Genomic DNA, 26,923 nt, shown 5'->3' with positions numbered 1-26,923 from the left:
AAAAAAGCCGAGCGGAGTCTTTCCCCGCCCGGCTTCGCCGATTATTTTTTCTCTTCCTTTTTCGCGTCCAGCAGGGATTTCTCCAACCAGATGGTGCCGATCTCCAGCGCGCTCCACAGGCCGTTTTTATCGCTCTGCTTCTTCATGCGCTCGATGGGGCTTTTGGTGGTGTCGGTGGACAGCAGCGTAACGTGGATGCGGTCCGCCACCTGCACGCCGTTTTCTTCCTTGCTGGTGAGCACCTGCATGAAGATGACGTACGGGTCCGACAGGCTGCCGTAATAGATGTCGTTTTTGCAGCGCACCAGCGGACGGCCCTTATATGTGAGTTTGGGTGTAAAAGCCATGAAACGGGTCTCCTTTTAAGATTATTCGCCGAGGTAACTTTTCAGCAGCGCCTGCAGCAGATCGTCGCGGTCGATCTTGCGGATTAGGGAGCGGGCGCCCTGATAAGTAGTGATATAGGTGGGATCTTCCGAGAGGATGTACCCCACAAGCTGGTTGATGGGGTTGTAGCCTTTCTCCTTCAGGGCGCGGTAAACCTCCGTCAGCACGGCGCGGATCTCGCGGTCCTTATCATCGTAAATGGAGAAGATGGTGGTCGGTTCGCTCATACTCTCATTCCCTCCTACAAAAGCGTTCGGTATCAATCTATATTGTAGCCTAAAAGAGCCGCCGATGCAAGCATTTGGGGCAAAAACGCCGCAATCGGTATTTGGGGCTGCCGGCAAAGCAGCGCCTGAGAAGCATTGGCACTGGGCTTACCGGCAGCCCCATTCCGGTTCGAACCCCATTTTCAGCTGCGCAGCTCCACGCCGATTTCCGCCAGGTTCGCCAGTACCTTTTTCACGGCGTTTTCGGCTTCTTCGTCGGTGAGCGTGCGGTCCGCCGCGCGCAGAACCAGACTGTACGCCAGACTCTTTTTGCCCGGAGCCATATGCTCGCCGGTGTATACGTCGAACAGCGTCAGGCTTTCCAGCGCTTTTCCGGCAGCCTTACGGATGCGCGACGCGATGTCTGCCGCGGGCACGGCGTCGTCCGCCACCAGCGCAAGGTCACGGGTAATGGCCGGGTGCTTGGGCAGCTGCTTGAACGCGGGGGTGCCGCCGCGGTGAGCGAACAGAACGTCCATGCGCAGCTCGGCGGCCACAACGCGCGGCTTTACGCCGTAGTTGGCCAGCACGGCGGGGTGTACCTCGCCAATGGTTCCCAGCTTATCTTCGCCCAGCCAGATATCCGCGCAGCGGCCCGGATGATACGATGTGCCCGCCGTGTTGCGCGCAAAGCGCGCGTCTGCAACGCGGGCCGTTTCCAGCAGCTTTTCCACCACGCCCTTCAGGCCGAGATAATCCCAGCCCGCGCCGTAGGCGCCCAGCATCAGGGTTTCCGTCTCGGTGGGGAGCTGGTCCGGGTCGGCGTTGGGGGTATAGGTGGTGGTGTCCTCAAACAGCGCGCACTCGGCGGCGCGGGCGTTGTAGTTGCGCGCGATTACATCCATCATGCTGGGCAGCGCCGTGGTGCGCATGATGCTGGTGTCCTCGCCCAGAGGGTTCGAGATGACCAGCGCGTTGCGCAGCGGGTCGTTTTCCGGCAGATTGACGGCGTCGAAGGCCTTTCGGCTGTAAAAGCTGAAGGTTTCGATCTCGTACATGCCGTAGCCCACCAGCGCGTTCATCAGCGTTTCATGGAAGGTCTGGCGCTCGGTGGGGCGGGCGCTGGCCACGCCCCGGATGGCCGTGCTGGGCATTTTGTTGTAGCCCACAAAACGGGCAACCTCTTCGGCCACGTCGCAGTCCCGCTCCATATCCCAGCGGCTGGAAGGGATGATAATATCGTCGCCGTCCATCCCGAAGCCCAGCGGCAGCAGGATATTTACCATCTGCGCTTTGTCCAGCTGCGTGCCCAGCAGGCGGTTCACCGCATCCACGCGCAAGGGGATGCGGCGTTCTTCGCGCTTGTGCACCCAGACGTCCACCACGCCGTTCACCACGTCGCCCGCGTCCAGAAGCTGCACCAGCTCCAGCGCACGGTCCAGGCAGCGGCGGCAGCCGTTGGGGTCCAGCCCTTTTTCATAGCGGCCGCTGGCCTCGGTGCGCATGCCCAGCTTTTTGGCCGTGGTGCGCACGGAGGGGCCGTTGAACATGGCGCTTTCGAACACGATGGTGGTGGTGTCGTCATACACGCCGGAAAACTCGCCGCCCATGACACCCGCCACGGCGATGGGGCCTTTTTCGTCGGCGATGACGAGCATTTCCTCGCCCAGCGTGCGGTTTGCGCCGTCCAGCGTTTCAATTTCCTCGCCGGGCTTCGCGTTGCGCACGGTAATGTGCCCGCCGTTTACATATTTATAGTCGAAGCAGTGCATGGGCTGGCCGTATTCCAGCATGACATAGTTGGTGATGTCCACCAGGTTGTTGATGGGGCGCACGCCGCACAGGCGCAGGCGCTCGCGCATCCAGCGGGGGCTGGGCTTCACGCGCACGTTTTCCACCACTGCGCCCACATAACGGTAGCACAGTCCGGGGTTTTCAATGTCTACCTTCAAAAAGCGGTTCACATCGCCGTGGCCGGGTTTTACCTGCGGCTCGTGGTCCAGAAAGGGCACGCCGAAGGTAGCGGCGGCCTCCCGCGCCAGACCGCGCACGGCCAGACAGTCGGGCCGGTTGGGCGTGATCTCAAAATCCACGCACACGTCGTCCATACCAAGCGCCTTCACAGCGTCTGTGCCCACGGGCCATTCCTCGTCCAGCACCAGAATGCCGTCCTCGACGGCGTTTGGAAAATCGTGTGTAGTAAGGCCCAGCTCGGACAGGCTGCACAGCATGCCGCCCGATTCCACGCCGCGCAGCTTACCCCTGCGGATCTCCTTGCCGCCGGGCAGCTTTGCCACGTGCAGTGCGGCGGGCACAAGGTCGCCCACCTTCAGGTTGTTTGCGCCTGTGACGATTTGTACCGGCGCATCGCGGCCCACGTCCACCTGGCACACTACCATATGGTCGGAATCCGGATGGGGGACGATCTCCAAAATTTTGCCCACGACGACGTTTTTTATGCCGTCGGCCTCGCACTCGTAGGTTTCCACCTTGCTGCCGCTCATGGTCATGCGGTCGGCAAATTCCTGGGGAGTGCATTCAAATTCGGCGAACTCTTTCGCCCAGTTCATCGGCATTTTCATGGTCTATACACTCCTTTGTTCAGAATTGTTTGAGAAAACGCAGGTCGTTTTCGTACAGCAGGCGCATATCGTCGATGCCGTAGCGCATCATGGCGATGCGCTCCAGCCCCACGCCGAAGGCGAAGCCGGAATACACCTCGGGGTCGATGCCGCAGTTTTCCAGCACCTGCGGGTGCACCATGCCGCAGCCGAGGATCTCGATCCAGCCCTCGCCCTTGCACATGCTGCAGCCCTTGCCGCCGCACTTAAAACAGCTCATGTCCATTTCGGCGGACGGCTCGGTGTAGGGGAAGTGGTGCGGGCGGAAGCGCACGCGCGTTTCTTCGCCGTACAGCTTTTTGATGAAAAGCTCCAGCGTGCCTTTCAAATCGCTGAACGTCACGCCCTTATCCACCACAAGGCCTTCGCACTGGTGGAAAATGGGGCTGTGTGTGGCGTCCACCGCGTCGGAGCGGTAAACGCGGCCCGGGCAGATGATGCGGATGGGCGGCTTCTGCTTTTCCATCGTGCGAATCTGCATGGGGCTGGTCTGCGTGCGCAGCAGCACGTTTTCGGTGAAATAGAACGTATCCTGGGTGTCCCGGGCCGGGTGGCTCTTGGGCATATTGAGCATTTCAAAATTGTAGTGGTCCAGCTCCACCTCGGGGCCGGAAACGATGTCGAAGCCCATGCCCAGAAAAATTTCCTTCAGCTCGCCCAGCACCTGCTCGAAAGGGTGGCGCTTGCCCTGCGCGGGCGCTTTGCCCGGCAGCGTTACGTCGATTTCCTCCGCGGCCAGGCGCGCGGCGAGCGCCGCGCTTTCCAGCTCTTTGGTGCGGCGCGCGATATCGGCTGTGATGGCCTCGCGCACCTCGTTGGCCAGCGCGCCGACGACGGGCCGTTCCTCGGCGGAAAGCCGGCCCATCTGCTTTAAAATGGCCGTCAGCTCGCCCTTCTTGCCCAGAAAGCGCACGCGCAGTTCGTCCACGGCGGCGGCGTCGGCCGCCTGGGCAATCAGCGCGTCCGCGCTTTGCCGGATGTTTTGCAATGCTTCCTTCATACCGTTCTCTCCTTTGTATGTTTTGCGGGACGAAGCGGAAAAAGAAAAAGCCCCGCCCCTGCGCTTTGACAGGGACGAAGCTTACCTGTTCGTAAACTCCGCGGTACCACCCACGTTTTTGCCGTACGATTGTACAAGAGCAAACACTCTGTTGTTCTGTAACGGGAACACCCGTCTCTGCCTACCAGCCGCAACCTTCAGCAAAGCCACTCGTGAGTGAACTTCGGCGCGAAACCATCCCCGGGCGCTTGCAGCCTGCGGCGCCCCTCTCTGCAGGAGGACGGAACCTCGCGCGTACTCTCTCAGTCAACATGTTTGACGCATTTATTATACAAGCCTTTGCGCCGGATTGCAAGGCTTTTTTGGCAGAAGGACGCCGGACGCGGAGGAAATGGCGGAGCGGCGGAATGGTATATGATAAAAGGAAAGGGCGCGGTGCAAAAAGGCGTTTGCCGGGGCTGCGTTTTCTGTAAAGCAACAGAACTTTACATAGCTTTTCCCCGGGCATCTCTTTTCCTTTTTTGCATTTTGCAGCGACGGATTTTACATTCCTCCGCTTCCTTTTTGCACGCGGATGGGATATACTGAAACTAGAGCGCAGTGTGGAAGGGAAACGAGGGGGAGCGGCGGATGATCATGGGCATCGGCGTGGACATGGTAAGCGAGGCGCGCGTTGCGCGAAGCATCAAGCGGCCGGGCTTTCTGGAAAAGGTATACGGCCCTGCGGAGCGCGCTTTGCTGGAGGGCAGGGGCATGCGCCCGCAGACGGCGGCGGCCAATTTTGCCGCAAAGGAAGCCTTCGGCAAGGCACTTGGCACAGGGCTTTTGCGGGAGTTCGCACTGTGCGAGGCCGAGGCGCTGCGGGATGAAAACGGCGCGCCGTATTTTTCCTTTTCAGGCCGGGCGGCGGCGCTGATGCAGGCGCGCGGCCTGACGGCGCATCTTTCGCTGACCCACGAGGGCGGCACCGCCGCGGCCTTTGTGGTGCTGGAGCGGCGCGAGGCATCGGCCTCCCTGAAGGAGGAACCGGAATGCAGCACATTACGGTAGTGCCTTACGACCCAGCCTGGTCTGGCCTTTATGAAGCGGAGGCGCAGGCCATCGCGGGGGTGCTGGGACAGCGGCTCACGGCCATCCATCACATCGGCAGCACGGCGGTGCCTGGGCTGGCTGCAAAGCCCGTCATCGACATTATGCCGGTGGTGCGGGCCGTCACGGAGGCCGATGAATGCCGCGCGGATTTCGAGGCGTTGGGCTACGAATATTTGGGCGAGTTCGGCATTCCGGGCCGCAGGTATCTGCGCAAGGGCGGCGATGAATGGACGCATCAGATGCATATTTTTGCCTCGGACGATGTGCACGCCATTGCGCGGCACTTGGCCGTGCGGGATTATCTGCGCGCCCATCCCGCCCGCGCGGCGGCTTACGGCGCGCTCAAGCTGGAACTGGCGGCCCGGTTCCCTTATGACATCGACGGCTACTGCGACGGCAAGGACGCCTTTGTTGGGGCGCTGGAGCGCGACGCGCTGGAATGGCGCGCCGCCTGTGATTTGAAAAATGGGAGCAACAAAGCATGATAACATCAACCGAGATCAAACAAAACGAACAGATCCGCACTTACATTGAAAAGGCAGACGAAGCGCTGGCCGCGCTGGGCTATACCGAGCACAGCTACGCACACGTGACGCGCGTTGCGCATTTTGCCGAAAAGATCATGGCCGACCTGGGCTATCCCCGGCGCATGCAGGAGCTGGCGTGGATCGCCGGGTATATGCACGACATCGGCAACGTCATTAACCGCATCGACCACGCCCAGAGCGGCGCGGTGATGGCGTTCCGTATTCTGGACAAGCTGGGCATGCCCGCGGATGAGATCGCAACCGTGTGCTCGGCCATCGGCAACCACGACGAAAGCACGGCCTTCCCCGTGAACGCTGTGGCCGCCGCGCTGATTTTGGCTGACAAAACGGACGTGCGCCGCACCCGCGTGCGCAACCGGGACAAGGCCACCTTTGACATCCACGACCGTGTGAACTACGCGGTGGAAAAGGCCAGCACCACGCTGGACGCCGCCGGAAAGGCCGTAGTGCTGGACCTGCAGCTGGACACCGGTATGTCGCCCGTCATCGATTATTTTGAAATATTCCTCGAGCGCATGCTGCTGTGCCGCAAGGCCGCTGAAAAGCTGGGCCTTTCCTTCCGGCTGGTGGTGAATGGCCAGACGGTGCTGTAAGCGCGGCGAAAAACGGAACAATGTGCCGTGTTTTGGCGCATGTGATTAAGCGCCTCCCGGCGCGGGAAAGCTATTCTTGCCGGCAAGCAGGAAGTTTTTCACGCAGGGAGGTTTTTGATTGGAGCACAAGGAAGTAAAGCGCGGCGAGGTATTTTACGCCGACCTGAGCCCTGTCGTTGGCAGCGAGCAAGGCGGCGTGCGCCCCGTACTTATCGTGCAGAACGACGTGGGCAACCGCCACAGCCCCACGGTGATCGCGGCGGCTATCACGTCCAAGCAGGATAAGACGAACCTGCCCACCCACATTGGCATCAAGGCGGGCACCGGGGGCCTCACGCGGGACAGCGTAGTGCTGCTGGAACAGGTGCGCACGTTGGACAAGCGCCGTCTGCGGGAGAGGGCGGGGCAGATAGACCCCGACGTACAGCGCCGTGTGGACGAGGCGCTGGAAATCAGCTTCGGGCTGGAGACGTTCTAGGGCAGCACCGCACAATTCATGGCTGTCGCCTTAAGTGCCGCCCCGCTTGCATATTTTCCGGCAGTTGTCACAAAAAACCTCGTGAATACACAAAGTATTCGCTGCGTTTTTTGTTTAAATTGCCAAAAAATCTGCCGGCGCAATTCAGCACTTAGAATTGTGCGGTATTGCCCTGGACCTTTCGGACAGAACAAAGCGGCGCCCGGCATGCTGCATGCCGGGCGCCGCTTTTCCGTGTGCAAAACTGCAAAGCCCGACCCCGCTGTGGGGACCGGGCTTTTCGCAGGGTGCGCCTTACGCTTCCCAGGCGACCATCTTTTTTGCGGCTTTATAGATATCGCCGCAGCCCAGCGTGATGACAAGGTCGCCCGGCCGGGCGTTTTTCATCACATGGTCCACGACCTCGTCAAAGGTGTCGTACCACACGCTGCCGGGGATCTTAGCGGCAAGGTCCTTCGTTCGGACGGCGTAATCCTCCGCGCGTTCCCGGCTGCCCATGATCTCCGTCATCACCACTTTGTCCGCGATCTGCAGCACCCGGGCAAAATCGTCCAGCAGCATCTGCGTGCGGGTGTAGGTGAAGGGCTGGAACACGGCCCACACGCGTTTGTAGTCCATTTCCTTGGCGGCGCGCAGCGTGGCCTCCAACTCGGTGGGGTGATGGGCGTAGTCGTCGGCGATGGTCACGCCGTTTACCTCTCCCAGAAACTCAAAGCGGCGGCCGGCGCCCCGGAATGCGTTGATGCCCCGGGCGCACTCGTCGGCCGTGCAGCCGGACATCGTGGCGCATGCGAAAGCGGCCAGCGCATTGTACACATTGTGGCGTCCGGGCACCGAAAGTTCAATGTGCACTGCGGGCACACCCAGTACCTGCACGTCGAAGCAGAAGAACGATGGGCGGTATTCGCGCACATGCACGGCGCGGTAATCCGCGGGCGTGTCGATGCCGATGGTGCGGATGTGGCGGTCCAGATTGTGTATGACCTTAACGGTATTGGCGTCGTCCAAGTTGGCAATGACGGTGTGCGTGGTGAGCAGTGCGAATTTGCGGAAGGATTCCTCCAGGTTCTCCATGGTCTTGAAGAATTCCAGATGGTCCGCGTCCACGTTCAGGAGCACCGAGATATAGGGCACCAGATGCAGGAAGGTGTTGCTGTATTCGCATGCCTCCACCACGATCTCGCGCCCTGTGCCGTAGCGGCCGTAGGCGTCGATGAGCGGCAGCTTGCCGCCGATGACGGCGGCGGGGTCCGCGTGAGCCATCACCATGATCTGCGTTGTCATAGCCGTGGTGGTGGTTTTTCCGTGTGTGCCCGCGATGCAGATGGGATGGGGGTAGGTGTTGGCCACATAACCCAGAAGGATGCTGCGCTCCACGGTGGGGATACCCAGCCGGTGGGCCTCTTCGATCTCCGGGTTGCCCTTCATGATGGCGGCGGTATACACCACCAGCTCGGCTCCGTGCACGTTTTCGGCCTTGTGTCCCATGGAGATCGGGATGCCCAGCTTGCGCTCGCGGTCGATGATATCGCCCTCGTTCACGTCCGAGCCTGTGATCTCATAGCCCACTTCATGCAGGATCTGCACCAGCGGGAACATGCCGCTGCCGCCAATGCCCACAAAGTGCAGCTTGGTTTTGCCGTCCAGCAGTTTGCTGTCGAATGCGTTCATATCTATCACCTCGTAAAAATACGCCTTGTTCTTTTAACATTATATATTGATTTGATGGTAAAATAAACAATTTCCCGTAAATTTGGCCGGAAAGGGCATTTTCTGGTATACTGGAAAAAACAAAACCGGAAGCAAAGGGGCGCGGATACGGATGGATGTAGCGTTTGAAGGCGCGCATATGATATGGGACGGTGTGCTCTGCTGCACGGCGGACGACCCGGAGGCCTACTATGCAGCGGATGCGCGGCGGGTGCTGGAGCTGTTCGTGCTGGCGGCGGAGCAGGGGCTGGAGCTGAAGGCGGACACGCTGCTGGCTGCGGCCGGGGCTGCGCCGGGCGTGCGGAGCCTGTCCGGGCGCGCGGCGGGTGCAGCGGCACAGCGGCTTTTGCTCTCCGGCGCACCCGAGGCACTGGGCGTTTTGTGCGCCGCAGGGGCGTATGCATCTTTCGGGCTGCCGCAGCGCGCGCCCTGTCTGCATGGCCTGGCGGAGGCGCCCGCCGTGCCTATGGCGCGGTGGTGGCTGTATCTGCGGCGGTGCGGGACATCCGCCGTGCGGGACGCATCGCTGTGCGCCGCGCTGGAACTGGACGCCGCTCTGCCGGAGCTGATGGCTGCTCTGGACGTGCTTGCTGCCCGCAAAACACCGCCCGCGGACCGGCAGGAGCTGAAGCGTGTGCTGAGCCGCCTGCCGGAGGCGCTGGACTATGACGCTGCCGCGCGCACGCTGGCTCTGGCGGACCCGCGCTGGAACAGCCAGCCCGCACTGTACGCGGCGCTGCGCCTCTCCCGTGAGCCTTATCTTCCCGCCCAGCTCGCCGTCACCAGTGCGGAGCTGACGGCGGCGCACATTCGGGGCGGACGGCAGGCATGGGTCCTGCGGGGCCTGCTGGACGCGGTCATCGCCGCGCCGCAGATCAACTTCCCGGAAGCGCTGCTGGCGCTGGCGAAAACGCTGGCCGGGCAGGCATGAGCCGCCGAAAATGTGAAAACACTGGAAATAGGCGGCGGAAGGCTTGCACTTGTGATATACAAATTGTATAATACCATTGATAACTTTAACTTGTTTTCGGTGGAAGCGCTGAAAGCAGAGGTGAGGAGTGCGGCAAGTGAAGAAAATGCTGGGGATGATCCTGACGCTGGCGCTGGCGGCGGGTCTGGCTTGGCCGGTGTACGCCGAAAGCAGCACCGTGCCGCCGGAGGTGACGGCGCACGCATACCTTGTCATGGATGCACAGACGGGGCAGGTGCTCGTACAGAAGGGCGGCGCCGAGCGGAATTATCCAGCCAGTATCACGAAGATTATGACGCTGGCGCTGGCTATGGAAAAATGCGGCGGCGACATGACGCAGCAGGTCACGGTCAGCCCGGACGCGGTCTATTCGCTGGAGGCGGGCTCGTCCCATGTCGCGCTGCAGCCGGGAGAGGTCGTGTCTCTCAACGATCTGTTCCATGCCACGATCCTGGCCAGTGCCAACGACGCGGCCAATGTGCTGGCAGAGTACACCGCCGGCAGCATGGAGGCGTTTGTGGAGTTGATGAACGCCAAAGCCGCGGAGCTGGGCCTGGCGGGCACCCATTTTGTAAATGCCAACGGCCTGCACAGCGCCGACCACTACACCACACCCTACGACATGGCCCGCCTGACACAGTGGGCGATGACGGTGCCGGGCTTTTCCGAGTTGTTCGGCGCAACGTCCTATACCATGCAGCCCACCAACAAGCAGGAGCAGGAGCGTCTGTTTGGCACCGATAACTGCATGCTGGTAACGAACAAATACCAGTATGAGGGCACCACCGGCGGTAAGAGCGGCTGGACGGAGGAGGCGGGCTACACGATGGTGGAAACCGTCACCCGCAGCGGCAGAAGTCTGATCTGCGTGGTGATGGGAAGCGCAAAAAAGTATGACAAGTTTTCCGACAGCATCGCATTGCTGGATTATTGCTTCGATCATTTCACGCCCGTCACGCTGGCGGCTTCGGATATTACGTCCCCGCAGGTGCCGGTGTATTACGCCGAAGGAGCGCCCTCGGTGGGCAGCGCGCCGCTGGCCCTTTCGGAGGAGGGCTACACGTTCCTGCTCCACAGTGCGCTGGCTGCGGATGACGTGCAGGTCACGTTTGATACGCCGGAGCGCTACATGGTGGACGAGCCGTTCACCGCAGCAATGACGGTCAGCCTGAGGGAGGGCCTTTCGGCCGGGAGCTGTATGAACCGCGAGATCGGCGTTTATACGTTGGGCATCGACGAGAGCGCAGTGTCCGCGCTTTTGGACGCCAATGCGAAGGAATTTGTGGACAGGCCCGCCTGGTGGGAGGTCGCGCTCAAGGTGCTGGGCGTGCTGTTCTGTATCTTTCTTTTACTGGCCGCTCTGGTGGCCGGGCGCATCGCTTATGTGGCGTACGTTAAGGCGCAGCGCAAAAAGCGCAGGCTGGCACGCCGCCGTGCTGCCATGCTCGCGGCGCAGCAGGGCCTTATGCCCCGCGTGCAGCAGCCGCGGCCCGTACACGGCCCGGCCATGACGCGGGAGCCTGCGCCCGCGCTGCGCGTAGTGCAGGGAGGCCGCGCGGAAGGCGTGCCCGCCGGCCGCACAGCCATGGGCGCTTCCCGCGGCAGAGATTGACCGGCTGCGCGGCTGGCGGAAACGTCAAATTGAAAAAGCGCGCCCTGAATCGGCCTGTTGGCCTGCTCAGGGCGCGCTTTTGTTGTGCTGAAAATATCTGCCGCAGCCGCGCGGGAACGGAGCATTACACCTCCCATGAGGTGTAAGAATCTCCCCGGACCAGAAAGGCACGGCGTGCCAGGTGCGCCAACGGCGCGTCTGAGCGGGAATCGGAATAAAACTGCCCGATTTCCGCATCCGGATATTGCTCCCGGAAACGCGACACCTTTTCCGCTCCCTTGCAGTTGAGGCCCGTGTAACGCCCGGTGCGCGCATCTACACGGGAGGCGATGGGCGGGCGGATACCCAGCCTGCGGCAGGCGGGCGCCAGCAGAAATTCCGGTGAGGCAGAAACGACCAGGTCGTCCGGCTGCTTCTGGGCCAGATACCACGGGCGGAACCGGCGTTCATGCGTGCGCCAGAAATCCTCCGCCCAGGCGTCCGCGTCCGGCACGCCCTGCAAAAAGGAAAAAAACGCTTCCTTGAACGCTTCCTTAGCCGTGCGGCCCAGCGCATAGCGCACGGCGGCGGCACACTGCCGGGGCAGAAAGCGTGCCAGCCCCGGCGCGCGCTTCAGGCAGTAGGCCCAGAAAGCGCGGGTGCTGTCGCCGCGAAAGATCGTGTCGTCAAAATCGTATACGTTCATGGCGGCGCACCATTACAAGCCGATGATCTTGGAGTCGAGAAAGACCTCCAGCGCCGGGATCTTGATGAACAGCGCCAGAATGAATACGGCGGCCAGTATGATCATGTACATCAGCAGCCCTTTCTCCCGGTAAAGCTTCTCCGGCTTCTGCACGGCGGAATCCTTTTTGAAGGCAAGATGAAAGTAAAAACAGAACAGCCCGCACAGGAAGGGGACCACCAGCAACAGCTCGATCTTGTATTTGATGATGAAGATACCGCACAGAAACAGCGAGCACATGGCGTAGAAGAACGCGGAGATCAGGAGAGATTGTTCGGTGTACTGGCCGAAGGATTTGCGGTACAGCGCGGCGGTGCTTTTGTCACCGATCATACGGTATTCGGCATAGCGCTTGATGGCCATGAGAAACGCGCCGCCCAGCCAGTAGCCCAGCACGATGGTGACCGGCGGCAGATAGTCCGCCGTTACGAAAAACCAGCCCAGCAGCAGGCGGATGGCATTGTTGATGGACTCCGACAGTACGTCCAGATACGCGATATCCTTGGTGCGGAAGGGCTTGACATTGTACAGAACACCCATCACCAGCAACCACAGCTCGCATACAAAGAACGGGATGTTCACCAGCAGCGAAGCGCCAAGCCCAACCGCGGCCAGCACCGCATATTCCGCGGCAACGATTTTTCCGCTCATAGTGTTCTGCACCACGGGGCGTTTTTTCTTGGTGGGATGGTACTTGTCGAACCGGGCGTCCAGCCATTCGTTGATGACATAGTTGGCCGAGGCGATCATGCAGGTGCAGAAGAAACTGACCAGCGCGATACCGGCCAGGCCGCCGTAGGAGCCCTTCCAGCCTACCAGCAGCAGCGCGAACAGCGTGCCGGGGAAGATGAACAGGTTTTTGATCCAGTGGTCCGGACGGGCGATCTTGATATAGTCTTTCATGTTGAAGAACGTCCTTTCTTATTTAAGGCTGTACGGGGAAGCGGACAAGGCGTGCCCCTCGAACCATTTGGCCGTGCCGTAAGCCAGAAACGCCAGCATGGGCGCACAGGCTGCCGAGAGGTACATCAGATAGATGTCGAATGAAAGCGTCACGGCCATGAGATAGGCAATAGCAGCCATGCGCAGAAGCCCGGTGAGGAAGAAGCCCAGCATCAGCACGCTGCCCGCAAGGTCCGCAGGCGGCTGCTTTTTTTTCAGTCCGCGTACGCAAGCGGGCGCATACCACACAAGCCACAGCACGGTGAGCAGCAGCATGGGCCAAAGCAGGATGCGCTGCACCCAGGTTACAAGATTCAGCAGCTTGTAGGCAATTTGATTGAGAGGCGCAAAGTAGGGCAGATCGGTGTTGGCCTGTGCGGCGATGGTGCTCTGGCAGTGCAGATAACTCTCCCATTCTTCAGTTTGGTCGGGCCGGGCGATGGAAAGTATCTGGGTCGGTTCGGTCTGCTCGAAGAGAACGAACACCTTGACCTCGTCAAAAAATTTACCGATGGTAGGGGCGACATATTCCGCCTTGATCGGAGAAAACACACCGCTGTGTCTGCGCCCGGCGGGGACAAGCCCTGCATCACAGGCGGCGTTTATCTCGTCGGCCACCGCGCGCCAGAAGTTTTCTGCGTCCTGGGCTGTGTCGTAGTAACCGGCCGTCCAGGCAGCCTTGCGCAGCACCCAATGGATGCCGCCGGAATTCAGCTCGCCTGTTTCCGGGTCGCCGTAGCCGTTGTACATCTCGGGCGTCTCCAGCACATCCTGAAGTTTGGCGAAGGTGGGGGATACTTCATACAATGCAAGGCGTGTGGACAAAGGGACGAGCTCGTAGCGCTTCTGGTCATCCGGATACGCGCGGGACAGCGCACCCATAGCGTCATTGAATTCGCTGGAAGTGAAATCGCTGATGATAAAACGGCCATAATACTTGTAGTTCATGCCGCACCAGGCCGCGATGCCGCCGCCCCACAGCGCTAATGGTACCAGCAGCAGCGCCAGGCGGCTCTTTTTGTGCGCAATGCTTTTGTCCAGAAACAGATAAGCAAGATAAACCGCCGCCGCGCACAGAACGAACGGCAGCAGCAGCGCGTTGTCCTCGTGGCACAGCCAGGCCGCCGCAAGGGAAAGGCCGGCGGCAACATAATAAGGCAGCGCGCGCAGCGGTTTTTCCCGAAAGCGCGTGAATGCGCCCAATAGTCCTGCCAGCGCCAGCAGCACCAGGGAGGGATAGATATTGTCGCGGTAGACGCGCAGCGTATTTTCCGCCCAGGAGGCCGGGGTATACAGCGTGACGGCGAATACGAACAGCCGTCCCCAGTTTGTGCGCATCACGGGCTTCAGCGCCGCCAGCAGCACCAGGCAGCTCACCGCGAACAACGCCTGACCGCCTACGACGATGTTGACGTGCAGCAGGTTCAAAAACGCCAGCCAGAGCGCATAAAACGAATGCTTGCCCAACGTGAGCCAATCGTATTCTCCCAGCCAGTTCCCGGCGGAGATGCTCTTGGCAAGGTTGAACATCAGCGTGTCGTCGATGGGGGAAAGATCCGGCGAGGCGACGATGAGCTGGAAGCTGCACAGGCCCAGCTTGACGGCAGTGAGGGCCAGCGCCAGTACCCACAGCCACCGTGCGCGCAGATCCCGCTTCGGCAGCAGCTTTTTCAGTTTCGACATGGCTTGTCTCCTTTTGCGGCGCGCCGGGGCCGGGCGCCGTTTGCTTGGCAGCCGTGCAGATGTACCGCACACGGCTATGGCCACAATTGTATATTATTATATCACTATAAGTACTGCGTGCGCAACACGGGCGGCACATGTGCGTGCTGAAGGGTGAAATAAGCATGAGAGGTTGAGTATTTCTGCACGGGCCGTTATAATAATGTCTGGCATATGGCGGCCGGCTGCCGCGGGAGCTGAGGGAAAACGGTTGTTGCACAAGGGGATTGATGGTATAATAACCTCAAACCCGCCGCTTGCGCGGCTGCGCGCACTTCGTGCGCTGATGCGCTTTTGCGCATGGGCCTGAAATATTGCATCGCGGAAAACCGCGGCAGTTCCCCGCCAGCCAAAAGCGTGGCGGGCGTTTGATGCGCGGTCCGGTCCGGGCGGCTGCACATTTCGCGGATATTTTGGTCTGCCGTGCTTGCGCTTTTCTCAAACGCGGCTTCGGGGACAAAACTCCGCCGCGTTTTTGCTGAGGCCGTCCCGGACGGCTTCCCTGATGCAAAAGATGCCGAAAAGGTCGCGCGGCGGACTGTCGTCGTGCGGGAAGGATAAGCCATGGAGGATTGTATCATCATCGGAGCAGGCGCGGCCGGGCTGTTTGCCGCCGGCGCTGCCGTGCACGCGGGCAAACGCGTCACGGTTCTGGAGCATATGGACGCGCCGGGCAAAAAGCTGCTCATTACAGGCAAGGGGCGGTGCAATGTCACCAACAACTGCGGTCCGGATGAGTTTTTGAAAAATGTGCGCCGCAATCCGCGTTTTTTGTATTCGGCGCTCAACGCCTGCCCGCCCGCTTTCGTGATGGAGCTGCTGGAAAAAGGGCTGGGCGTGCCGCTTAAAACGGAGCGGGGGCGGCGGGTATTTCCTCAGAGCGACCGCGCGCAGGACGTGCTGGACGCTCTGCTGCGCTGGGCGAAGGGTGCGCGTCTGCGGTACGAGGGCGCACGGGAGCTGATGTTGGAGAACGGTCGCTGCACGGGCGTGCGCCTGCAGAGCGGCGAAGCGCTGCGTGCCGGGGCCGTGCTCGTGGCAACGGGCGGCGTGTCTTATCCGGTGACGGGCTCCACGGGCGACGGCTACCGTTTCGCACGGCAGGCGGGCCACACCGTAGTGCCGCCGGAGCCGAGCCTTGTTTCCCTGGTGGAGCGCGGAGGGGTGTGCAGGCGTATGATGGGTCTTTCCCTTAAAAATGTGGCGCTCACACTGTACGAAGGAAAAAAGGCGCTGTTTTGCGAGCAGGGTGAGATGCTGTTCACGCATTTCGGCATGTCCGGGCCGCTGGTGCTTTCCGCCAGCGCACACATCCGGGATATGAAAAAATACGGCTACCGCGTCTGTATTGACCTCAAGCCTGCGCTGCCGCCGGAAAAGCTTTATAAGCGCGTCTCCGAGGACTTTGCGCTTCTTGCGAACCGGGAGGCTGCGAACTGCCTTGTGAAGCTGCTTCCGGCCTCCATGCAGCCTGTGATGCTGGACGTGTGGGGCATGGACCCGCAGCGCAAGGTGAACCAGATCACTCGGGAGGAGCGCCGGCGCCTGGTGGAGCTGCTGAAAGCCTTCCCGGTCGAGCTGGCCGGAAAGGGCGACCTTGCCCATGCCGTCGTTACCAGCGGCGGCGTCAGCGTAAAGGAAGTGGACCCCAAAACAATGCAGAGCAAGCTGTGTCCGGGGCTGTATTTCGCGGGCGAGGTGCTGGATGTGGACGCGTACACGGGCGGCTACAACCTGGGAATCGCGTTCGCCACAGCATATGCGGCGGCAAGCCATCTGTAATCGGCCGGACGGCTGTCAATCATGACCGGGCGCATGCCGCAGTGCGGAGCGTCCTGGGGGGGAAGAGGAGAAAAATATGATTTCCATTGCCATCGACGGCCCGTCCGGTGCGGGCAAATCCAGTCTGTCGCGGCGGCTTGCCGCGGAGCTTGGCTACATTTATGTCGATACCGGCGCCATGTACCGTACCATCGGGCTGCATGTGCTGCGCAGCGGCGCAGACACCGAGGATGAGGATGCCGTGGCGGCGCTCCTGCCGGGCATCCGGCTGGAGATGCGCTATGTGGACGGTGTGCAGCATATGTTTTTGAACGGGGAGGACGTTTCCGGCCTCATCCGCACCGAGGAGGTGTCCATGGCTGCATCCCATGTTTCGGCACACCCGTCGGTGCGCGCGTTCCTGCTGGACGCCCAGCGTGCATTGGCAAAGGATAACAATGTGCTTATGGATGGGCGCGACATCGGTACTGTGGTGCTGCCCGGTGCGCAGGTGAAGATATTTCTGACGGCCAGCGCGGGAGACCGCGCCCGGCGCCGCTACGATGAATTGATTGCCCGCGGGGAATGGGTGAGCTACGAGCAGGTGCTGGCGGATGTGGAACGGCGGGACTATAACGACACCCACCGTGCCGCCGCGCCGCTGCGCCCCGCTGCGGATGCCGTTACCGTGGACACCACGGGCTTTACCTTCGACGATGCGTTCGCGCTGCTGCTGTCCACCATCCGCGCGCGTCTGGGGCAGGAGGGGTAACGATGTGGTTTTACTGGATCATCGTGCCGTTGGCGTGGCTGGTGTGGCACATCGCGTTCCGGATCAGGGTCATCGGAAGGGAGAACCTCATCCATGACAGGGGCTTCGTCATCGCGCCCAACCACATCTCCGCCATCGACCCTGTATTCGTCGTTATTGCCCGGTTTTGGGGCAGGCCCATGGTCATCATGGCCAAAGAAGAGCTGTTCGAGATCAGCCGCCTGCTGAACTGGGCCTGGCGGCACGTGGGCGTCGTTTGTGTGCGCCGGGGAAAGGGCGACACCACAGTGGTGGAAAACACTGTGCGCGAGGTGCGTGAGGGACGCGGGGCGCTGGTCTTCCCCGAGGGCACGCGTACCAAGGACGGCAACCTGGGTAAGCTGAAAAGCGGAGCATTTGTTATTGCGGCCGAAGCGGGCGTGGATATGATCCCCTGCCGTATCATCTACAAAGGCGGAAAAATGCGGGTGTTCGGCCGCTGCACCGTAGTGTTCGGCAAGCCGATCCCTGCGGAAAAATTGAAGCTGGGCGAGCCGCGCAGCGCCGCCCGCCTGCGCGAATGCAAGGCGTTGCTGGCGGAAGAGCTGGAAAAGCTGCTGGAGGAAAACCGGCAATACTTATAAAAGTGTAAAAGAGAAAGTGCGCTGCCTGCGGCGCCCTTTTCCCAAGGAGCTGTGATATGAAGATCATTAAGGCAAAGACGGCGGGCTTCTGCTTCGGAGTGGACCGTGCGGTAAAGCTCACCTACGGCCTGCTGGAGCAGGGCGTGCGGGTGGCTACGCTGGGGCCGCTCATCCATAATCCTCAATGCGTGGCGGACCTTGCGGCCCGGGGCGCCGTTATCGTGGATACACCCGAACAGGTGCCCGACGGCTACGAGGTGGTGGTGCGCAGCCACGGCGTGCCGCAGTGCGTGTACGATGCGCTTGGGGCCCGGGGCCTTGTGGTGCATGACGCCACCTGCCCCTTTGTGGCCAAAATCCACCGCCTGGCCCGCAGGGCGGGTGAGGAGGGCAAAACCCTGCTGGTCGCAGGCGACAAAAACCATCCCGAGGTGCAGGGCATCGTTGGACACACACGGGGCAGTGTATTTGTTTTTGCCGATTTGGAGGAATTGAAAGTACTTTTAACACCAGAAAATACCAAAAATGGGATTTTTGTGGTAGCTCAAACCACTTTTGAGGTGAAAAAGTGGCAAGAATGCGTAGAGTTTCTCAAAAAAGTATATACAAATCCGAGCATATTTGATACAATATGTAATGCAACATGGGCGAGGCAGCATGAGGCGGAGTGCCTTGCGCGCCAATGCGACCTGATGGTCGTCATCGGCGGGCGGCAGTCCTCCAACACCCAGAAACTCGTATCCGTTGCCGGGCGCCATACAAAGGCCGCCGCCGTGGAGACAGCACAGGAGCTGGACCCCGCGTGGTGGCGCGGCGCAGGCACGGTGGGAGTGACGGCGGGTGCATCCACGCCCTCGTCTATTATTGAGGAGGTACTGAGCAGTATGAGCGAGGAAATTCGTGAAGAGGAATTGAGCTTTGAGGAAATGATCGACGCTTCCTTGAAGCCGGTATACAATGGAAAGGTCGTAAAGGGCATCGTCACCGGCGTTTCCCCCAGCGAGATCCAGGTGGATATCGGCACGAAGCAGACCGGTTTCGTCAAGCTCGAGGAACTCACCAATGACCCGTCCGCCAAAGCGGAGGATCTGGTCAAGAAAGGTGACGAGCTCGACCTCATCGTAACAAAGGTAAACGACCAGGAAGGCGTCGTCTATCTTTCCAAAAAGCGTCTGGATGAGAACAAGGGCCGCGAGGCCGTTGCCGCCGCTGTCGAGAGCGGCGAGATCCTGGAGGGCTTCGTCACCGAGGCCAACTCCGGCGGCGTTGTGGTGCTGGTGAATAACGTGCGCGTGTTCGTGCCGCGCTCCCAGGCCACGCTGCGCCATGGCGAGGATTATACCGCCCTGGTGAAAACGAATGTCCGCCTGAAGATGAAGCAGTGCGAAGGCCGCCACATCGTGGGTTCCATCCGCGAGGTCCTGGCCGCCGAGAACGACGCCAAGCGCGAGGAGTTCTGGGCCAATGTGGAGATCGGCAAGCAGTACACGGGCGTTGTCAAGAGCCTGACCAACTACGGTGCGTTCGTGGATATCGGCGGCGTGGACGGCCTGGTGCATATCAGCGAACTGTCCTGGAACCGCATCAAGCATCCGTCCGAGGTCGTGAGCGTCGGCGATACCATCGATGTGTACGTCAAGGATATTGACACCGAGAACAAAAAAGTGTCTCTGGGCTATAAGAAAGCCGAGGACAATCCCTGGGAGAAATTCAAGGCCGAATATCCCATCGGCAGCGTGTTCAAGGCGCCCGTGGTGTCCATCACCAAGTTCGGCGCATTTGTGCGCATCCTGCCGGGCATCGACGGCCTGGTGCATATCAGTGAGATTTCCAACGAGCGTGTTGAGAAGGTCTCCGATGTGCTGAGCGTAGGCCAGGAAGTGGAAGTGAAACTCACCGATGTGGACTTCGAGAAAAAGCGCATCAGCCTTTCGATGAAGGCGCTGCTCTCCGGCAGCGAAGCGGACGGCGAGGACGCCGAGTGATTTAAAACCGGAAAACGGCCATGCGGAGCGATCCGTATGGCCGTTTTTTATTGTGCCGCGGCAAAAATGCTTCCGACGGTCCGTTCCGGTGTGTTTGGAAGATTGTCATAGATTTTTAAGATTTTTTTTGAAATGAAACCGGATGCGGGCGCGTCTACTATAATGGAAAGACAATGTCAGCGATACTGCGGCGGCGGGATATCATGTGCCGTTTTTGCATACACTGATAAAGTATGCCGCGGACCGTGGAGGTTTGGCAGGAAGGGTTGCAGATGTGGGTTTGAGAGCAATGAAGAAAAGATGTGTAGCGGTGCTGACAGCAGCGCTGTGCCTGATGCTGGTGTTGGGGCTGCAGGCATGCGCCGGGTCCGGCGGAGGGCGACCCATACAGGACCCTCAGGCGGGAACGGTGCTTCCCGAGGGAGCTAAAAAAGAAGAAGGCGTGGTACTGGACGCCTCGGACGGACAGTTCATCCTCCGTGCCGCAGGCGGCGGAGAGTATGTGTTCCGTATGGACGGCGCCGAGGACATGGTAGAAGGCGGCGTACAGGCCGGCCAGTATGTGCGCATCTGGTACGACGGCGTTTTGACGGACACCAACGCCCGAAATGTAAAGCTGCTGCGCATAGAGGCCGCGCAGGAAACGCAGCCCGACTCCCTTTCGATGGGGAGCACGGCCGACGGCGTTGTAACGGCGTTCGATGAAGAGAGCATCACACTTCGGACGGCGGGCGGTGAAACCTACACCTTTGCGGCGGGCCGGAGCGTACGTGCGCTGAAGGGCGAACCACGCGAGGGAATGTGGGCGCGCGTGTATTTTGATGGCGCACCGGACGGCGCGGTGGTGAGCCGTGTGACAGCGCGCGTATCGGAGGGAGATGTGTTCACCCTGGCGGGACGTATCCGCGCCGTGGATGAAAAGGCGGATACGATCACCTTTTTGGCAGATACAGGGGAACGTTATATCTTCGCGCTGGGCTTCGCCGAGGTGGATATGCCGGATGGCCTGCGCGCGGGAAGCCGCGCGGTGCTGAGCTATTCGGGCAGCGCCGCGCCGGAGGATACATCCCATGCCATGCTGCTGCGTGTGCAGGCGGAAAAGCTGGCGGATGCACAGGCTGTGCGGGGCACGGTGTGTTCCGTGAACAGCAAACAGGGCAGCATCGGGGTATGTACGGCGGACGGACGTGTGCTTGCCTTCTACACGGGGAAATCCCTCACCGGGCAGCAGGGCGGAGTGGAGCCGGGAGATGGTGTGCGCGTCACTTATTCCGGTTGCATCAGCGGGGAATCCACCCGTTCCGCACAGCTTCTGTCACTGGAGGTCACGGCCCGGAAAGATGCCAATAAGAGCGCCGTGCTCGGTACGGTGCGTGCCGTGAGCGATACCGCACTGACGCTGGCCGCCGCCGACGGCCGGACACTGAAATTTGAAGCTGTGCCGGGAAAGTCTTTTCCGGAGGAGCTGAAAAAAGGCGATACGGTCCGCGTGTCCTACACCGGGTGGATCGAAGGGGAGGATACCTCTGAGGCTGTTTACGCTTCCGTTTCCCGTGCATATGCCTGAACCGGCGCGGTTGTTTTGATTCGCCGCTTCTCCCGGTGAGTCCTTCATAAAAATATTTCCGCTGTGAAAACGCGATGCGATTTCACAGTGGTTTTTTTTGCCGGAATATTGTAATATAGAAGCTGGATATCATCGGCGCGGGCCCCGCGCGGGCCGGCGGAATAAACAGAGGGAGGTGGCTGCGGGATGGCGCGCAAACAACAGAATGACCCGCTGCGCTATGCGGCGAACCTGACGGCGCTGGCGGCGGCGGTGTATTTGGGCGTCACGGCGCTGCTGCGTTTGGCCGTAGGGCAGCTGCTGCGCCTGTTCAACAAAAGCGCTACGCTGGAAAACCCCATTGCTGTGCCTGAGTGGGTGCTGGGCGTATTCAACGTTCTTCTGCCCGCCGCCGGGTTGGCGGCAGCGTTCTGGCTGCTGGCCGTGGGAGTGCGCGCTACGCCCATGCGCCTGCGGATTTCGGTGCAGATGCCTCGGGACGGGCGGCTGTGGCTGTTCGTGCCGGTGTTTTTAGGGGCGGGCTTTCTATGCAGCCTGCTTACTACGCTTTTGCAGCGGCTGCTGGCCGCGTTCACCCGGTACCGCGCGCCGGAGGCCATCCGTCTGCCGCAAAGCGGATTTGCCACGTTTTTGTATTTCATCGGCATGTGTGTGGTACCCGCCGTACTGGAGGAGCTGCTGGTGCGCGGCGCCATGCAGGCAGTGCTTTCCCGCTGGGGAACATGGTTTTCCATCGTTGTATCCAGTGTGGTGTTCACGCTGCTGCACGGCGATATCGCGCAGATGCCGTCTCTGTTCATCCTGTCGGTGCTCATGGGGCTGGCGGCCTACTGTACCGGCTCTCTGGCGCTGGGAATGGCGTTGCACTTTGCTTATAATACAATGTCGTTTCTTTTTTTATATGCGGCGCAGAAGATGGACGGTGTGTCCGCCTTTGCGTTTGCGGGATACCTGGTGGCCGTGTTCTGCGTGGGGGCCGTGGTGTGTCTTGCGGCCATTCGCCGCCTGGGCGTAATGCGCCGTTTCAGGCCCATCCCCCGGGTATACGACCCCAAGAACCGCCAGAGCCGTCTGGAGCGCCTGGCGTCTGCGCCGCTGTTCCCGCTGGTGATGGCGTGCATGGCGCTGCGCGCGGCATGGCCGCTGTTCGCGAAATAAGGAAAGTTGGTTTCATATGGATGATATCACGTTGATGCGTCTGGCGCTGGCCGAAGCGGAAAAAGCCGCTGCGTTGGGCGAGGTGCCTGTAGGCGCGGTAGTGGCGAAGGACGGGGAGCCTGTGGCGGTGGCACACAACACGCGGGAGACCGGCAAGAATGCCACGCATCACGCCGAGCTGCTGGCCATAGACGCGGCATGCCGCGCTTTGGGCGGCTGGCGGCTGTGGCAATGCGAGTTATTTGTGACGCTGGAGCCGTGCCCCATGTGCGCAGGGGCCATCGTCAACAGCCGTATCAAGCGCGTCGTGTACGGCGCACGGGATGCAAAGGCGGGTTGCTGCGGCAGCGTAACGGATCTGTTTGCGCTGCCTTTCAATCACCGCCCCCAGGTGGAGGGCGGGCTGCTAGAGGACGAATGCGCCGCGCTGCTGGCGGCGTTTTTTGAAGAGCTGCGCCGCAGGCGCAGAGAGGGGAGCAAGCCGAAATGGAAAAAACCGCAATCGTGACAGGAGCTTCCCGCGGCATCGGCGCAGCCGCAGCGCTGGCGCTGGCCGCGCAGGGGTGCCGTGTGGCCGTGTGCTGCCGCACCCGGCGGGACAGTGCCGAAAGCGTGGCGGCTCGTATCCGCGCTGCGGGCGGCACGGCGGCAGTATTCTGTGCAGATGTCTCTGACGAAGCGGCGGTGCGCACGATGTTTGCGCAGGTAGAGCAGACGCTGGGGCCGGCGGACATCCTTGTCAATAATGCGGGCGTTGCACAGCAGAAGCTGTTCACAGATATCACTGCGGCTGAGTGGGACGCCATGTTCGGCGTATGCGTGAAAGGCGCGTTCCACTGCTGCCAGGCCGCGCTGCCGCATATGATACGCCAAAAGTGGGGCCGCATCATCAATATTTCTTCCATGTGGGGGCAGGTGGGGGCCTCCTGCGAGGTGCACTATTCCGCGGCAAAGGCGGCGCTTATCGGCTTTACCAAGGCATTGGCCAAGGAGGAAGGCCCAAGCGGAATAACGGTAAATTGTGTGGCGCCGGGCGTAGTGGAAACGGATATGATGGCTGTTTTCTCCCCGGAGGATAAGGCGGCGCTTGCAGAGGAAACGCCGCTGTGCCGTCTGGGCGCGCCGGAGGACGTGGCCGCTGCCGTCGCGTTTCTCGCATCGGACGCGGGCGCTTTTTTCACGGGGCAGGTATTGGCGCCCAACGGCGGGTTTGTCGTCTGAGGCTTTTATAGATGTAATATAAGGGCGGGAGCCTTGTGTGCTCCCGCCCTTTTCAGAATACCGGAATATTTGCGCGCGGCTGTAAAGCCATTTCGACCTGAGCTGTAAAGGGGAATTCCGCCGCCGTCCCGTTGATGAAATCCACCCGGTAGCCTGTCCCGTCCTTGTGGAAAAAACCGCTCTCCGGTACGATGCGCAGATAACACAGGTTGGAGTCGCCTTCATCGTTGCAGGCAAAGTGCCACGGCTCGAACGCCCCCGCCAGCGCTTCGCGCGCCGCCTGGTTGGCAGGCAGCAGCGGATGTCCCATGAAATGGGCTTTGCACTTAAAGGTGTGAAAACTGCTGCAGAGCGAAACACAGGGGTTTGCTTTCATCTCCCGCACTTTGGCGGAACGGCCGTGCGTGACCACCCAGAATGCGCCGCCCATATAACAGGCGTCCACCACCCGCTGCGAAGGAACGTTCTCCCGCGCGGTCGCCAATACGAAGGTGCAGTCCTTTTCGAAAAGCTCGCGCAGGACCTCCAGGCTTTTTTCATATGCCGTCATAACGCGTCCCTTTCTCCGGACGGCTGAACGCGCCCGGCTCGATGTTCCGCGGGCGCCTTTGGTGCCGGCCCGCCTTGTGGCATCATTTTATCATGCACATCGTCCGCATACCAGCTTTTTTTGACGAAAGCGCGGCGGTATGTGTTTTTCTGCATTTTGTCTGCGCCGCAGGCACGAGGACGGCTTATTGTTTGCGCCGGGCAGCCATTGTTGAAAACCTCTTGTCAAACTATACAATCTTATGCTGGAAGATTGTACGTAAGATTCTTTCTTTTTTTACAACATTATCTTTAAAAAGCGACGCGATTGTGATACTATTTTTGTATAAGTTGCTGCCATGCGTTTTGCGCAGGGCGGAAAAGAGGGTTGTTGTTTATGAATTACGCAAACGATCACATCCGAAACGTCCTCATAGCGGGCCACGGCGGCGCCGGGAAAACCAGCCTCGCCGAAGCGCTGCTGTTTACCGCCAAGAGCACCGACCGCCTGGGCCGTGTGGAAGACGGGAACACCGTATGCGATTACGACCCCGAGGAGGCCAAGCGCCGCGCATCCCTGTCGCTGGCCGTAGCGCCTGTCGAGTATGACGGCGTAAAAATAAATCTGATCGACACGCCGGGTCTGTTTGATTTTGAGCTGGGTCTGCACGAGGGCATCCGCGCCGCCGAGAGCGTGCTCATTACAGTGTCCGGCCGCAGCGGCCTCACCGTCGGTGCGCAGAAGGCGTACAAGCTGGCGCTGAAACACGGCAAGAGCCGTATGATCTACATCTCTAAAATCGACGCCGAGCATGCCGATTTCTATAAAGTATTTGAAGAGCTGAAAGCGGAGTTCGGCCCGTCCATCTGTCCGGTGGTCGTGCCCATCGAGCAGGCCGGCGGCCGCGTGTTTGTGAACCTGATCGAATCCAAGGCGTACAGCTACGTCAACGGCACGGCCCGCGAAGTGCCTATGCCCAAATACGGCCATCGGGAGGACGGGCTGATCGAGGCCATGCGCGAGGCTGTGGCCGAGACCGATGACGCGCTGATGGAGAAATTCTTCGAGGGTGAGCCCTTCACGCAGGAGGAGTTGACGGAGGGTGTGCGCGTAGGCGTTAAAACGGGCGCCATCACGCCGGTACTCTGCGGCTGCTCCACTGCGCTGGCGGGTACGGACATGGTGCTGCGCTACATCAAAAAGCTGCTGCCCAGCGCAGCGCGCGGCGCTGGGTGCGTTGCGGCGGACCGCGACGGAAACGAAGTGGAGATCGCCTGCGAGGCGAAAGACCCGCTGTGCGCATATGTATTCAAAACAGTAGCAGACCCGTTTGTGGGTAAGATGAGCTATGTCAAGGTTGTCAGCGGCACGCTCAAGGCGGACTCTCCGGTGGTAAACAGCCGCACGGGCGAGCCCGAACGTATGGGCAAGCTGGTGTTCGTGAAAGGAAAAAAGCAGACGGATGCGGCGGAGATCGGCGCGGGCGACATCGGTGCCATTACCAAGCTGCCTGCCGCGCAGACGGGCGACACGCTGTGTGCGCCGGGCCGTGTGGTGAGCCTGCCGCGCCCCGAGTTCCCCCGGCCTACGCTGTCCATGGCCATCAAGGTAAAGCAGAAAGGCGACGAGAGCAAGATCAGCGGCGCGTTGCAGCGCCTGATGGAAGAGGACCCGACGCTGGGGTACGCCGTCAACACCGAGACGGTGCAGCAGGTGATATCCGGTTTGGGAGAGCAGCATCTGGATGTGGTGTGCGCCAAACTCAAAAGCAAGTTTGGCGTGGAGGTGAGCCTCACCGAGCCGCGTATCGCATACCGTGAATCCATCCGTAAGAAATGTAAGGCGCAGGGCCGCCATAAGAAGCAGACGGGCGGTCACGGCCAGTTTGGCGACGTATGGATCGAATTCGAGCCGACGGACGAGGGAGAGTTTGTATTTGCCGAGAACGTGTTCGGCGGCAGCGTGCCCAAGAACTATTTCCCGGCGGTGGAAAAAGGCCTGCAGGAGGCCGTGCGCCACGGCGTGCTGGCCGGCTACCCCGTGGTGGGCCTGAAGGCCACGCTGCTGGACGGCAGCTACCACCCGGTGGATTCTTCCGAAATGGCGTTTAAGATGGCTGCGAAGCTGGCCTACAAGGCTGCGCTGCCCGAGGCTGGCCCCGTGCTGCTGGAGCCCATCGGCAACCTGATGGCTACTGTTCCGGGCGATGTGCTGGGGGACATCATGGGCGAGGTGACAAAGCGGCGCGGCCGCGTGCTGGGCATGCATCCGGCCGAGGATGGTCAGCAGACGCTGGAAGCCGACGTGCCGGTCAGTGAGATGCATGATTTCACCACCTATCTGCGCCAGCTCACGCAAGGACGCGGCAGCTTTGTATTTGAATTCACCCGCTATGAGCCGCTGCCCTCCAATTTGGAGCCGAAGGTCATCGAGGAAGCGAAGAAGTTCATTGATATGAAGGACGACGAGGAGTAACGTCCCAATACCAGCGGAAAACCGCCACAGGAGGGAGATGATTTTCCCTCCTGTGGTTCTCTTTTGTCCGGACGATGCATAAAATAGCAGCATCAGGGGGATTTTACAGCAGGACGGTGTTTGTGTACGCCCGTCTGCCGCCGCCCATTGTATACAAAGGAACGGAACAGGCTCACAAAAAATGTCTGTTCAGCCGTAATATACAAAGAAATCCCCATTTACTGGTG

The 26,923-nt window shown here is 60.6% G+C and carries 24 protein-coding genes and 1 other annotated feature; of the genes, 15 read left to right on the top strand and 9 right to left on the bottom strand.

The genetic code is table 11. The features are described 5' to 3' along the window. Positions 1-41 precede the first annotated feature (41 nt). The 4 genes from TQ39_RS05800 to pheS form a co-directional block, all read right to left on the bottom strand. Entirely contained in the window at positions 42-347 is a 306-nt protein-coding gene (locus TQ39_RS05800; protein WP_009322073.1) for a hypothetical protein, read from the bottom strand. 21 nt (positions 348-368) lie between these two features. Continuing rightward, positions 369-614 (bottom strand): IreB family regulatory phosphoprotein, encoded by a 246-nt coding sequence (locus TQ39_RS05795; RefSeq protein WP_009322074.1) that lies wholly within the window; start codon positions 612-614, stop codon positions 369-371. A gap of 182 nt (positions 615-796) precedes the next feature. Then, positions 797-3,175 (bottom strand): phenylalanine--tRNA ligase subunit beta, encoded by a 2,379-nt coding sequence (gene pheT, locus TQ39_RS05790; protein ID WP_050004850.1) that lies wholly within the window; start codon positions 3,173-3,175, stop codon positions 797-799. 19 nt (positions 3,176-3,194) lie between these two features. Then, entirely contained in the window at positions 3,195-4,214 is a 1,020-nt protein-coding gene (gene pheS, locus TQ39_RS05785; protein WP_009322076.1) for a phenylalanine--tRNA ligase subunit alpha, read from the bottom strand. A 67-nt stretch (positions 4,215-4,281) separates the two neighbouring features. Beyond that, positions 4,282-4,533: a binding site (T-box leader), on the bottom strand. Between the two features lie 311 nt (positions 4,534-4,844). Between pheS and acpS the strand changes: the two genes are divergently transcribed. From acpS to TQ39_RS05765, 4 genes are all read left to right on the top strand, one after another. Then, positions 4,845-5,264, top strand: a complete 420-nt coding sequence (gene acpS / locus TQ39_RS05780) for a holo-ACP synthase (protein ID WP_009322077.1) — start codon at positions 4,845-4,847, stop codon at positions 5,262-5,264. After that, entirely contained in the window at positions 5,246-5,791 is a 546-nt protein-coding gene (locus TQ39_RS05775) for a GrpB family protein (RefSeq protein WP_050004849.1), read from the top strand. Before acpS ends, TQ39_RS05775 begins: the two co-directional genes overlap by 19 nt. Beyond that, entirely contained in the window at positions 5,788-6,447 is a 660-nt protein-coding gene (locus TQ39_RS05770; protein ID WP_050004848.1) for an HD domain-containing protein, read from the top strand. The genes TQ39_RS05775 and TQ39_RS05770 overlap by 4 nt, the downstream gene beginning before the upstream one ends. 118 nt (positions 6,448-6,565) lie before the next feature. Further along, positions 6,566-6,925: a type II toxin-antitoxin system PemK/MazF family toxin gene (locus tag TQ39_RS05765; RefSeq protein ID WP_009322080.1), complete on the top strand. Its 360-nt coding sequence runs from the start codon at positions 6,566-6,568 to the stop codon at positions 6,923-6,925. A gap of 294 nt (positions 6,926-7,219) precedes the next feature. Here TQ39_RS05765 and murC read toward each other — a convergent pair whose 3' ends face one another. Next, positions 7,220-8,596: a UDP-N-acetylmuramate--L-alanine ligase gene (gene murC / locus TQ39_RS05760; protein WP_050004847.1), complete on the bottom strand. Its 1,377-nt coding sequence runs from the start codon at positions 8,594-8,596 to the stop codon at positions 7,220-7,222. Positions 8,597-8,774: 178 nt separating this feature from the next. On the opposite strand from murC, the gene TQ39_RS20125 reads away from it, so the two are divergent. Then, positions 8,775-9,566: a hypothetical protein gene (locus TQ39_RS20125; protein ID WP_133303762.1), complete on the top strand. Its 792-nt coding sequence runs from the start codon at positions 8,775-8,777 to the stop codon at positions 9,564-9,566. A 145-nt stretch (positions 9,567-9,711) separates the two neighbouring features. Beyond that, positions 9,712-11,217: a D-alanyl-D-alanine carboxypeptidase family protein gene (locus TQ39_RS05750; RefSeq protein WP_242853455.1), complete on the top strand. Its 1,506-nt coding sequence runs from the start codon at positions 9,712-9,714 to the stop codon at positions 11,215-11,217. A gap of 124 nt (positions 11,218-11,341) precedes the next feature. On the opposite strand, the gene TQ39_RS05745 is transcribed toward TQ39_RS05750, so the two are convergent. From TQ39_RS05745 to TQ39_RS05735, 3 genes are read right to left on the bottom strand one after another with little or no spacing between them, the layout of a single operon-like run. Further along, the gene (locus tag TQ39_RS05745) at positions 11,342-11,902 is read right to left on the bottom strand and encodes a haloacid dehalogenase-like hydrolase (protein WP_050004845.1); all 561 of its coding nucleotides are present in this window, start codon (positions 11,900-11,902) and stop codon (positions 11,342-11,344) included. 12 nt (positions 11,903-11,914) lie between these two features. Then, complete coding sequence (locus TQ39_RS05740) at positions 11,915-12,844, bottom strand: UbiA prenyltransferase family protein (RefSeq protein WP_009322086.1); 930 nt, start codon at positions 12,842-12,844, stop codon at positions 11,915-11,917. Between the two features lie 18 nt (positions 12,845-12,862). Further along, positions 12,863-14,566 (bottom strand): hypothetical protein, encoded by a 1,704-nt coding sequence (locus TQ39_RS05735; RefSeq protein WP_050004844.1) that lies wholly within the window; start codon positions 14,564-14,566, stop codon positions 12,863-12,865. 603 nt (positions 14,567-15,169) lie between these two features. Between TQ39_RS05735 and TQ39_RS05730 the strand changes: the two genes are divergently transcribed. The 8 genes from TQ39_RS05730 (at position 15,170) to ymfI (ending at position 23,692) form a co-directional block, all read left to right on the top strand. After that, entirely contained in the window at positions 15,170-16,387 is a 1,218-nt protein-coding gene (locus tag TQ39_RS05730) for a BaiN/RdsA family NAD(P)/FAD-dependent oxidoreductase (protein WP_050004843.1), read from the top strand. A gap of 76 nt (positions 16,388-16,463) precedes the next feature. Next, on the top strand, positions 16,464-17,138 hold the full coding sequence (gene cmk / locus TQ39_RS05725) for a (d)CMP kinase (protein ID WP_050004842.1): 675 nt from the start codon (positions 16,464-16,466) through the stop codon (positions 17,136-17,138). A 2-nt stretch (positions 17,139-17,140) separates the two neighbouring features. Beyond that, a complete protein-coding gene (locus TQ39_RS05720) occupies positions 17,141-17,761 on the top strand; it encodes a lysophospholipid acyltransferase family protein (RefSeq protein WP_050004841.1) in 621 nt (206 codons plus the stop codon). 56 nt (positions 17,762-17,817) lie between these two features. Continuing rightward, positions 17,818-19,746 carry a bifunctional 4-hydroxy-3-methylbut-2-enyl diphosphate reductase/30S ribosomal protein S1 gene (locus TQ39_RS05715; RefSeq protein WP_050004840.1) on the top strand — a complete coding sequence of 643 codons (1,929 nt, stop codon included), beginning with the start codon at positions 17,818-17,820 and terminating at the stop codon, positions 19,744-19,746. A 289-nt stretch (positions 19,747-20,035) separates the two neighbouring features. Next, entirely contained in the window at positions 20,036-21,313 is a 1,278-nt protein-coding gene (locus TQ39_RS05710) for a hypothetical protein (RefSeq protein WP_050004839.1), read from the top strand. A gap of 186 nt (positions 21,314-21,499) precedes the next feature. Continuing rightward, the gene (locus TQ39_RS05705; protein WP_009322093.1) at positions 21,500-22,471 is read left to right on the top strand and encodes a CPBP family intramembrane glutamic endopeptidase; all 972 of its coding nucleotides are present in this window, start codon (positions 21,500-21,502) and stop codon (positions 22,469-22,471) included. Between the two features lie 16 nt (positions 22,472-22,487). Continuing rightward, positions 22,488-22,979 (top strand): nucleoside deaminase, encoded by a 492-nt coding sequence (locus tag TQ39_RS05700; RefSeq protein WP_009322094.1) that lies wholly within the window; start codon positions 22,488-22,490, stop codon positions 22,977-22,979. After that, complete coding sequence (ymfI, locus tag TQ39_RS05695) at positions 22,958-23,692, top strand: elongation factor P 5-aminopentanone reductase (protein WP_009322095.1); 735 nt, start codon at positions 22,958-22,960, stop codon at positions 23,690-23,692. Before TQ39_RS05700 ends, ymfI begins: the two co-directional genes overlap by 22 nt. A gap of 52 nt (positions 23,693-23,744) precedes the next feature. Here the strand turns inward: ymfI and TQ39_RS05690 are convergent, their stop codons facing one another. Next, positions 23,745-24,242: a pyridoxamine 5'-phosphate oxidase family protein gene (locus tag TQ39_RS05690; RefSeq protein ID WP_009322096.1), complete on the bottom strand. Its 498-nt coding sequence runs from the start codon at positions 24,240-24,242 to the stop codon at positions 23,745-23,747. Positions 24,243-24,617: 375 nt separating this feature from the next. Between TQ39_RS05690 and TQ39_RS05685 the strand changes: the two genes are divergently transcribed. Next, complete coding sequence (locus tag TQ39_RS05685) at positions 24,618-26,696, top strand: elongation factor G (protein WP_009322097.1); 2,079 nt, start codon at positions 24,618-24,620, stop codon at positions 26,694-26,696. Positions 26,697-26,923 lie beyond the last annotated feature (227 nt).

The sequence above is a fragment of the Ruthenibacterium lactatiformans genome (assembly GCF_000949455.1).
GTDB classification, from domain to species: Bacteria; Bacillota; Clostridia; order Oscillospirales; family Ruminococcaceae; genus Ruthenibacterium; species Ruthenibacterium lactatiformans.
Note: the sequence above shows the minus strand (reverse complement) of the source record. Positions and strands in the feature narration are given on the sequence as shown.

What these genes read in the sequence shown, in the direction of transcription:
- TQ39_RS05800 (WP_009322073.1), bottom strand. Translation starts at nt 347, where the DNA reads ATGGCTTTTACACCCAAACTCACATATAAGGGCCGTCCGCTGGTGCGC.
- TQ39_RS05795 (WP_009322074.1), bottom strand. Translation starts at nt 614, where the DNA reads ATGAGCGAACCGACCACCATCTTCTCCATTTACGATGATAAGGACCGC.
- pheT (WP_050004850.1), bottom strand. Translation starts at nt 3,175, where the DNA reads ATGAAAATGCCGATGAACTGGGCGAAAGAGTTCGCCGAATTTGAATGC.
- pheS (WP_009322076.1), bottom strand. Translation starts at nt 4,214, where the DNA reads ATGAAGGAAGCATTGCAAAACATCCGGCAAAGCGCGGACGCGCTGATT.
- acpS (WP_009322077.1), top strand. Translation starts at nt 4,845, where the DNA reads ATGATCATGGGCATCGGCGTGGACATGGTAAGCGAGGCGCGCGTTGCG.
- TQ39_RS05775 (WP_050004849.1), top strand. Translation starts at nt 5,246, where the DNA reads ATGCAGCACATTACGGTAGTGCCTTACGACCCAGCCTGGTCTGGCCTT.
- TQ39_RS05770 (WP_050004848.1), top strand. Translation starts at nt 5,788, where the DNA reads ATGATAACATCAACCGAGATCAAACAAAACGAACAGATCCGCACTTAC.
- murC (WP_050004847.1), bottom strand. Translation starts at nt 8,596, where the DNA reads ATGAACGCATTCGACAGCAAACTGCTGGACGGCAAAACCAAGCTGCAC.
- TQ39_RS20125 (WP_133303762.1), top strand. Translation starts at nt 8,775, where the DNA reads ATGATATGGGACGGTGTGCTCTGCTGCACGGCGGACGACCCGGAGGCC.
- TQ39_RS05750 (WP_242853455.1), top strand. Translation starts at nt 9,712, where the DNA reads ATGCTGGGGATGATCCTGACGCTGGCGCTGGCGGCGGGTCTGGCTTGG.
- TQ39_RS05745 (WP_050004845.1), bottom strand. Translation starts at nt 11,902, where the DNA reads ATGAACGTATACGATTTTGACGACACGATCTTTCGCGGCGACAGCACC.
- TQ39_RS05740 (WP_009322086.1), bottom strand. Translation starts at nt 12,844, where the DNA reads ATGAAAGACTATATCAAGATCGCCCGTCCGGACCACTGGATCAAAAAC.
- TQ39_RS05735 (WP_050004844.1), bottom strand. Translation starts at nt 14,566, where the DNA reads ATGTCGAAACTGAAAAAGCTGCTGCCGAAGCGGGATCTGCGCGCACGG.
- TQ39_RS05730 (WP_050004843.1), top strand. Translation starts at nt 15,170, where the DNA reads ATGGAGGATTGTATCATCATCGGAGCAGGCGCGGCCGGGCTGTTTGCC.
- cmk (WP_050004842.1), top strand. Translation starts at nt 16,464, where the DNA reads ATGATTTCCATTGCCATCGACGGCCCGTCCGGTGCGGGCAAATCCAGT.
- TQ39_RS05720 (WP_050004841.1), top strand. Translation starts at nt 17,141, where the DNA reads ATGTGGTTTTACTGGATCATCGTGCCGTTGGCGTGGCTGGTGTGGCAC.
- TQ39_RS05715 (WP_050004840.1), top strand. Translation starts at nt 17,818, where the DNA reads ATGAAGATCATTAAGGCAAAGACGGCGGGCTTCTGCTTCGGAGTGGAC.
- TQ39_RS05710 (WP_050004839.1), top strand. Translation starts at nt 20,036, where the DNA reads ATGAAGAAAAGATGTGTAGCGGTGCTGACAGCAGCGCTGTGCCTGATG.
- TQ39_RS05705 (WP_009322093.1), top strand. Translation starts at nt 21,500, where the DNA reads ATGGCGCGCAAACAACAGAATGACCCGCTGCGCTATGCGGCGAACCTG.
- TQ39_RS05700 (WP_009322094.1), top strand. Translation starts at nt 22,488, where the DNA reads ATGGATGATATCACGTTGATGCGTCTGGCGCTGGCCGAAGCGGAAAAA.
- ymfI (WP_009322095.1), top strand. Translation starts at nt 22,958, where the DNA reads ATGGAAAAAACCGCAATCGTGACAGGAGCTTCCCGCGGCATCGGCGCA.
- TQ39_RS05690 (WP_009322096.1), bottom strand. Translation starts at nt 24,242, where the DNA reads ATGACGGCATATGAAAAAAGCCTGGAGGTCCTGCGCGAGCTTTTCGAA.
- TQ39_RS05685 (WP_009322097.1), top strand. Translation starts at nt 24,618, where the DNA reads ATGAATTACGCAAACGATCACATCCGAAACGTCCTCATAGCGGGCCAC.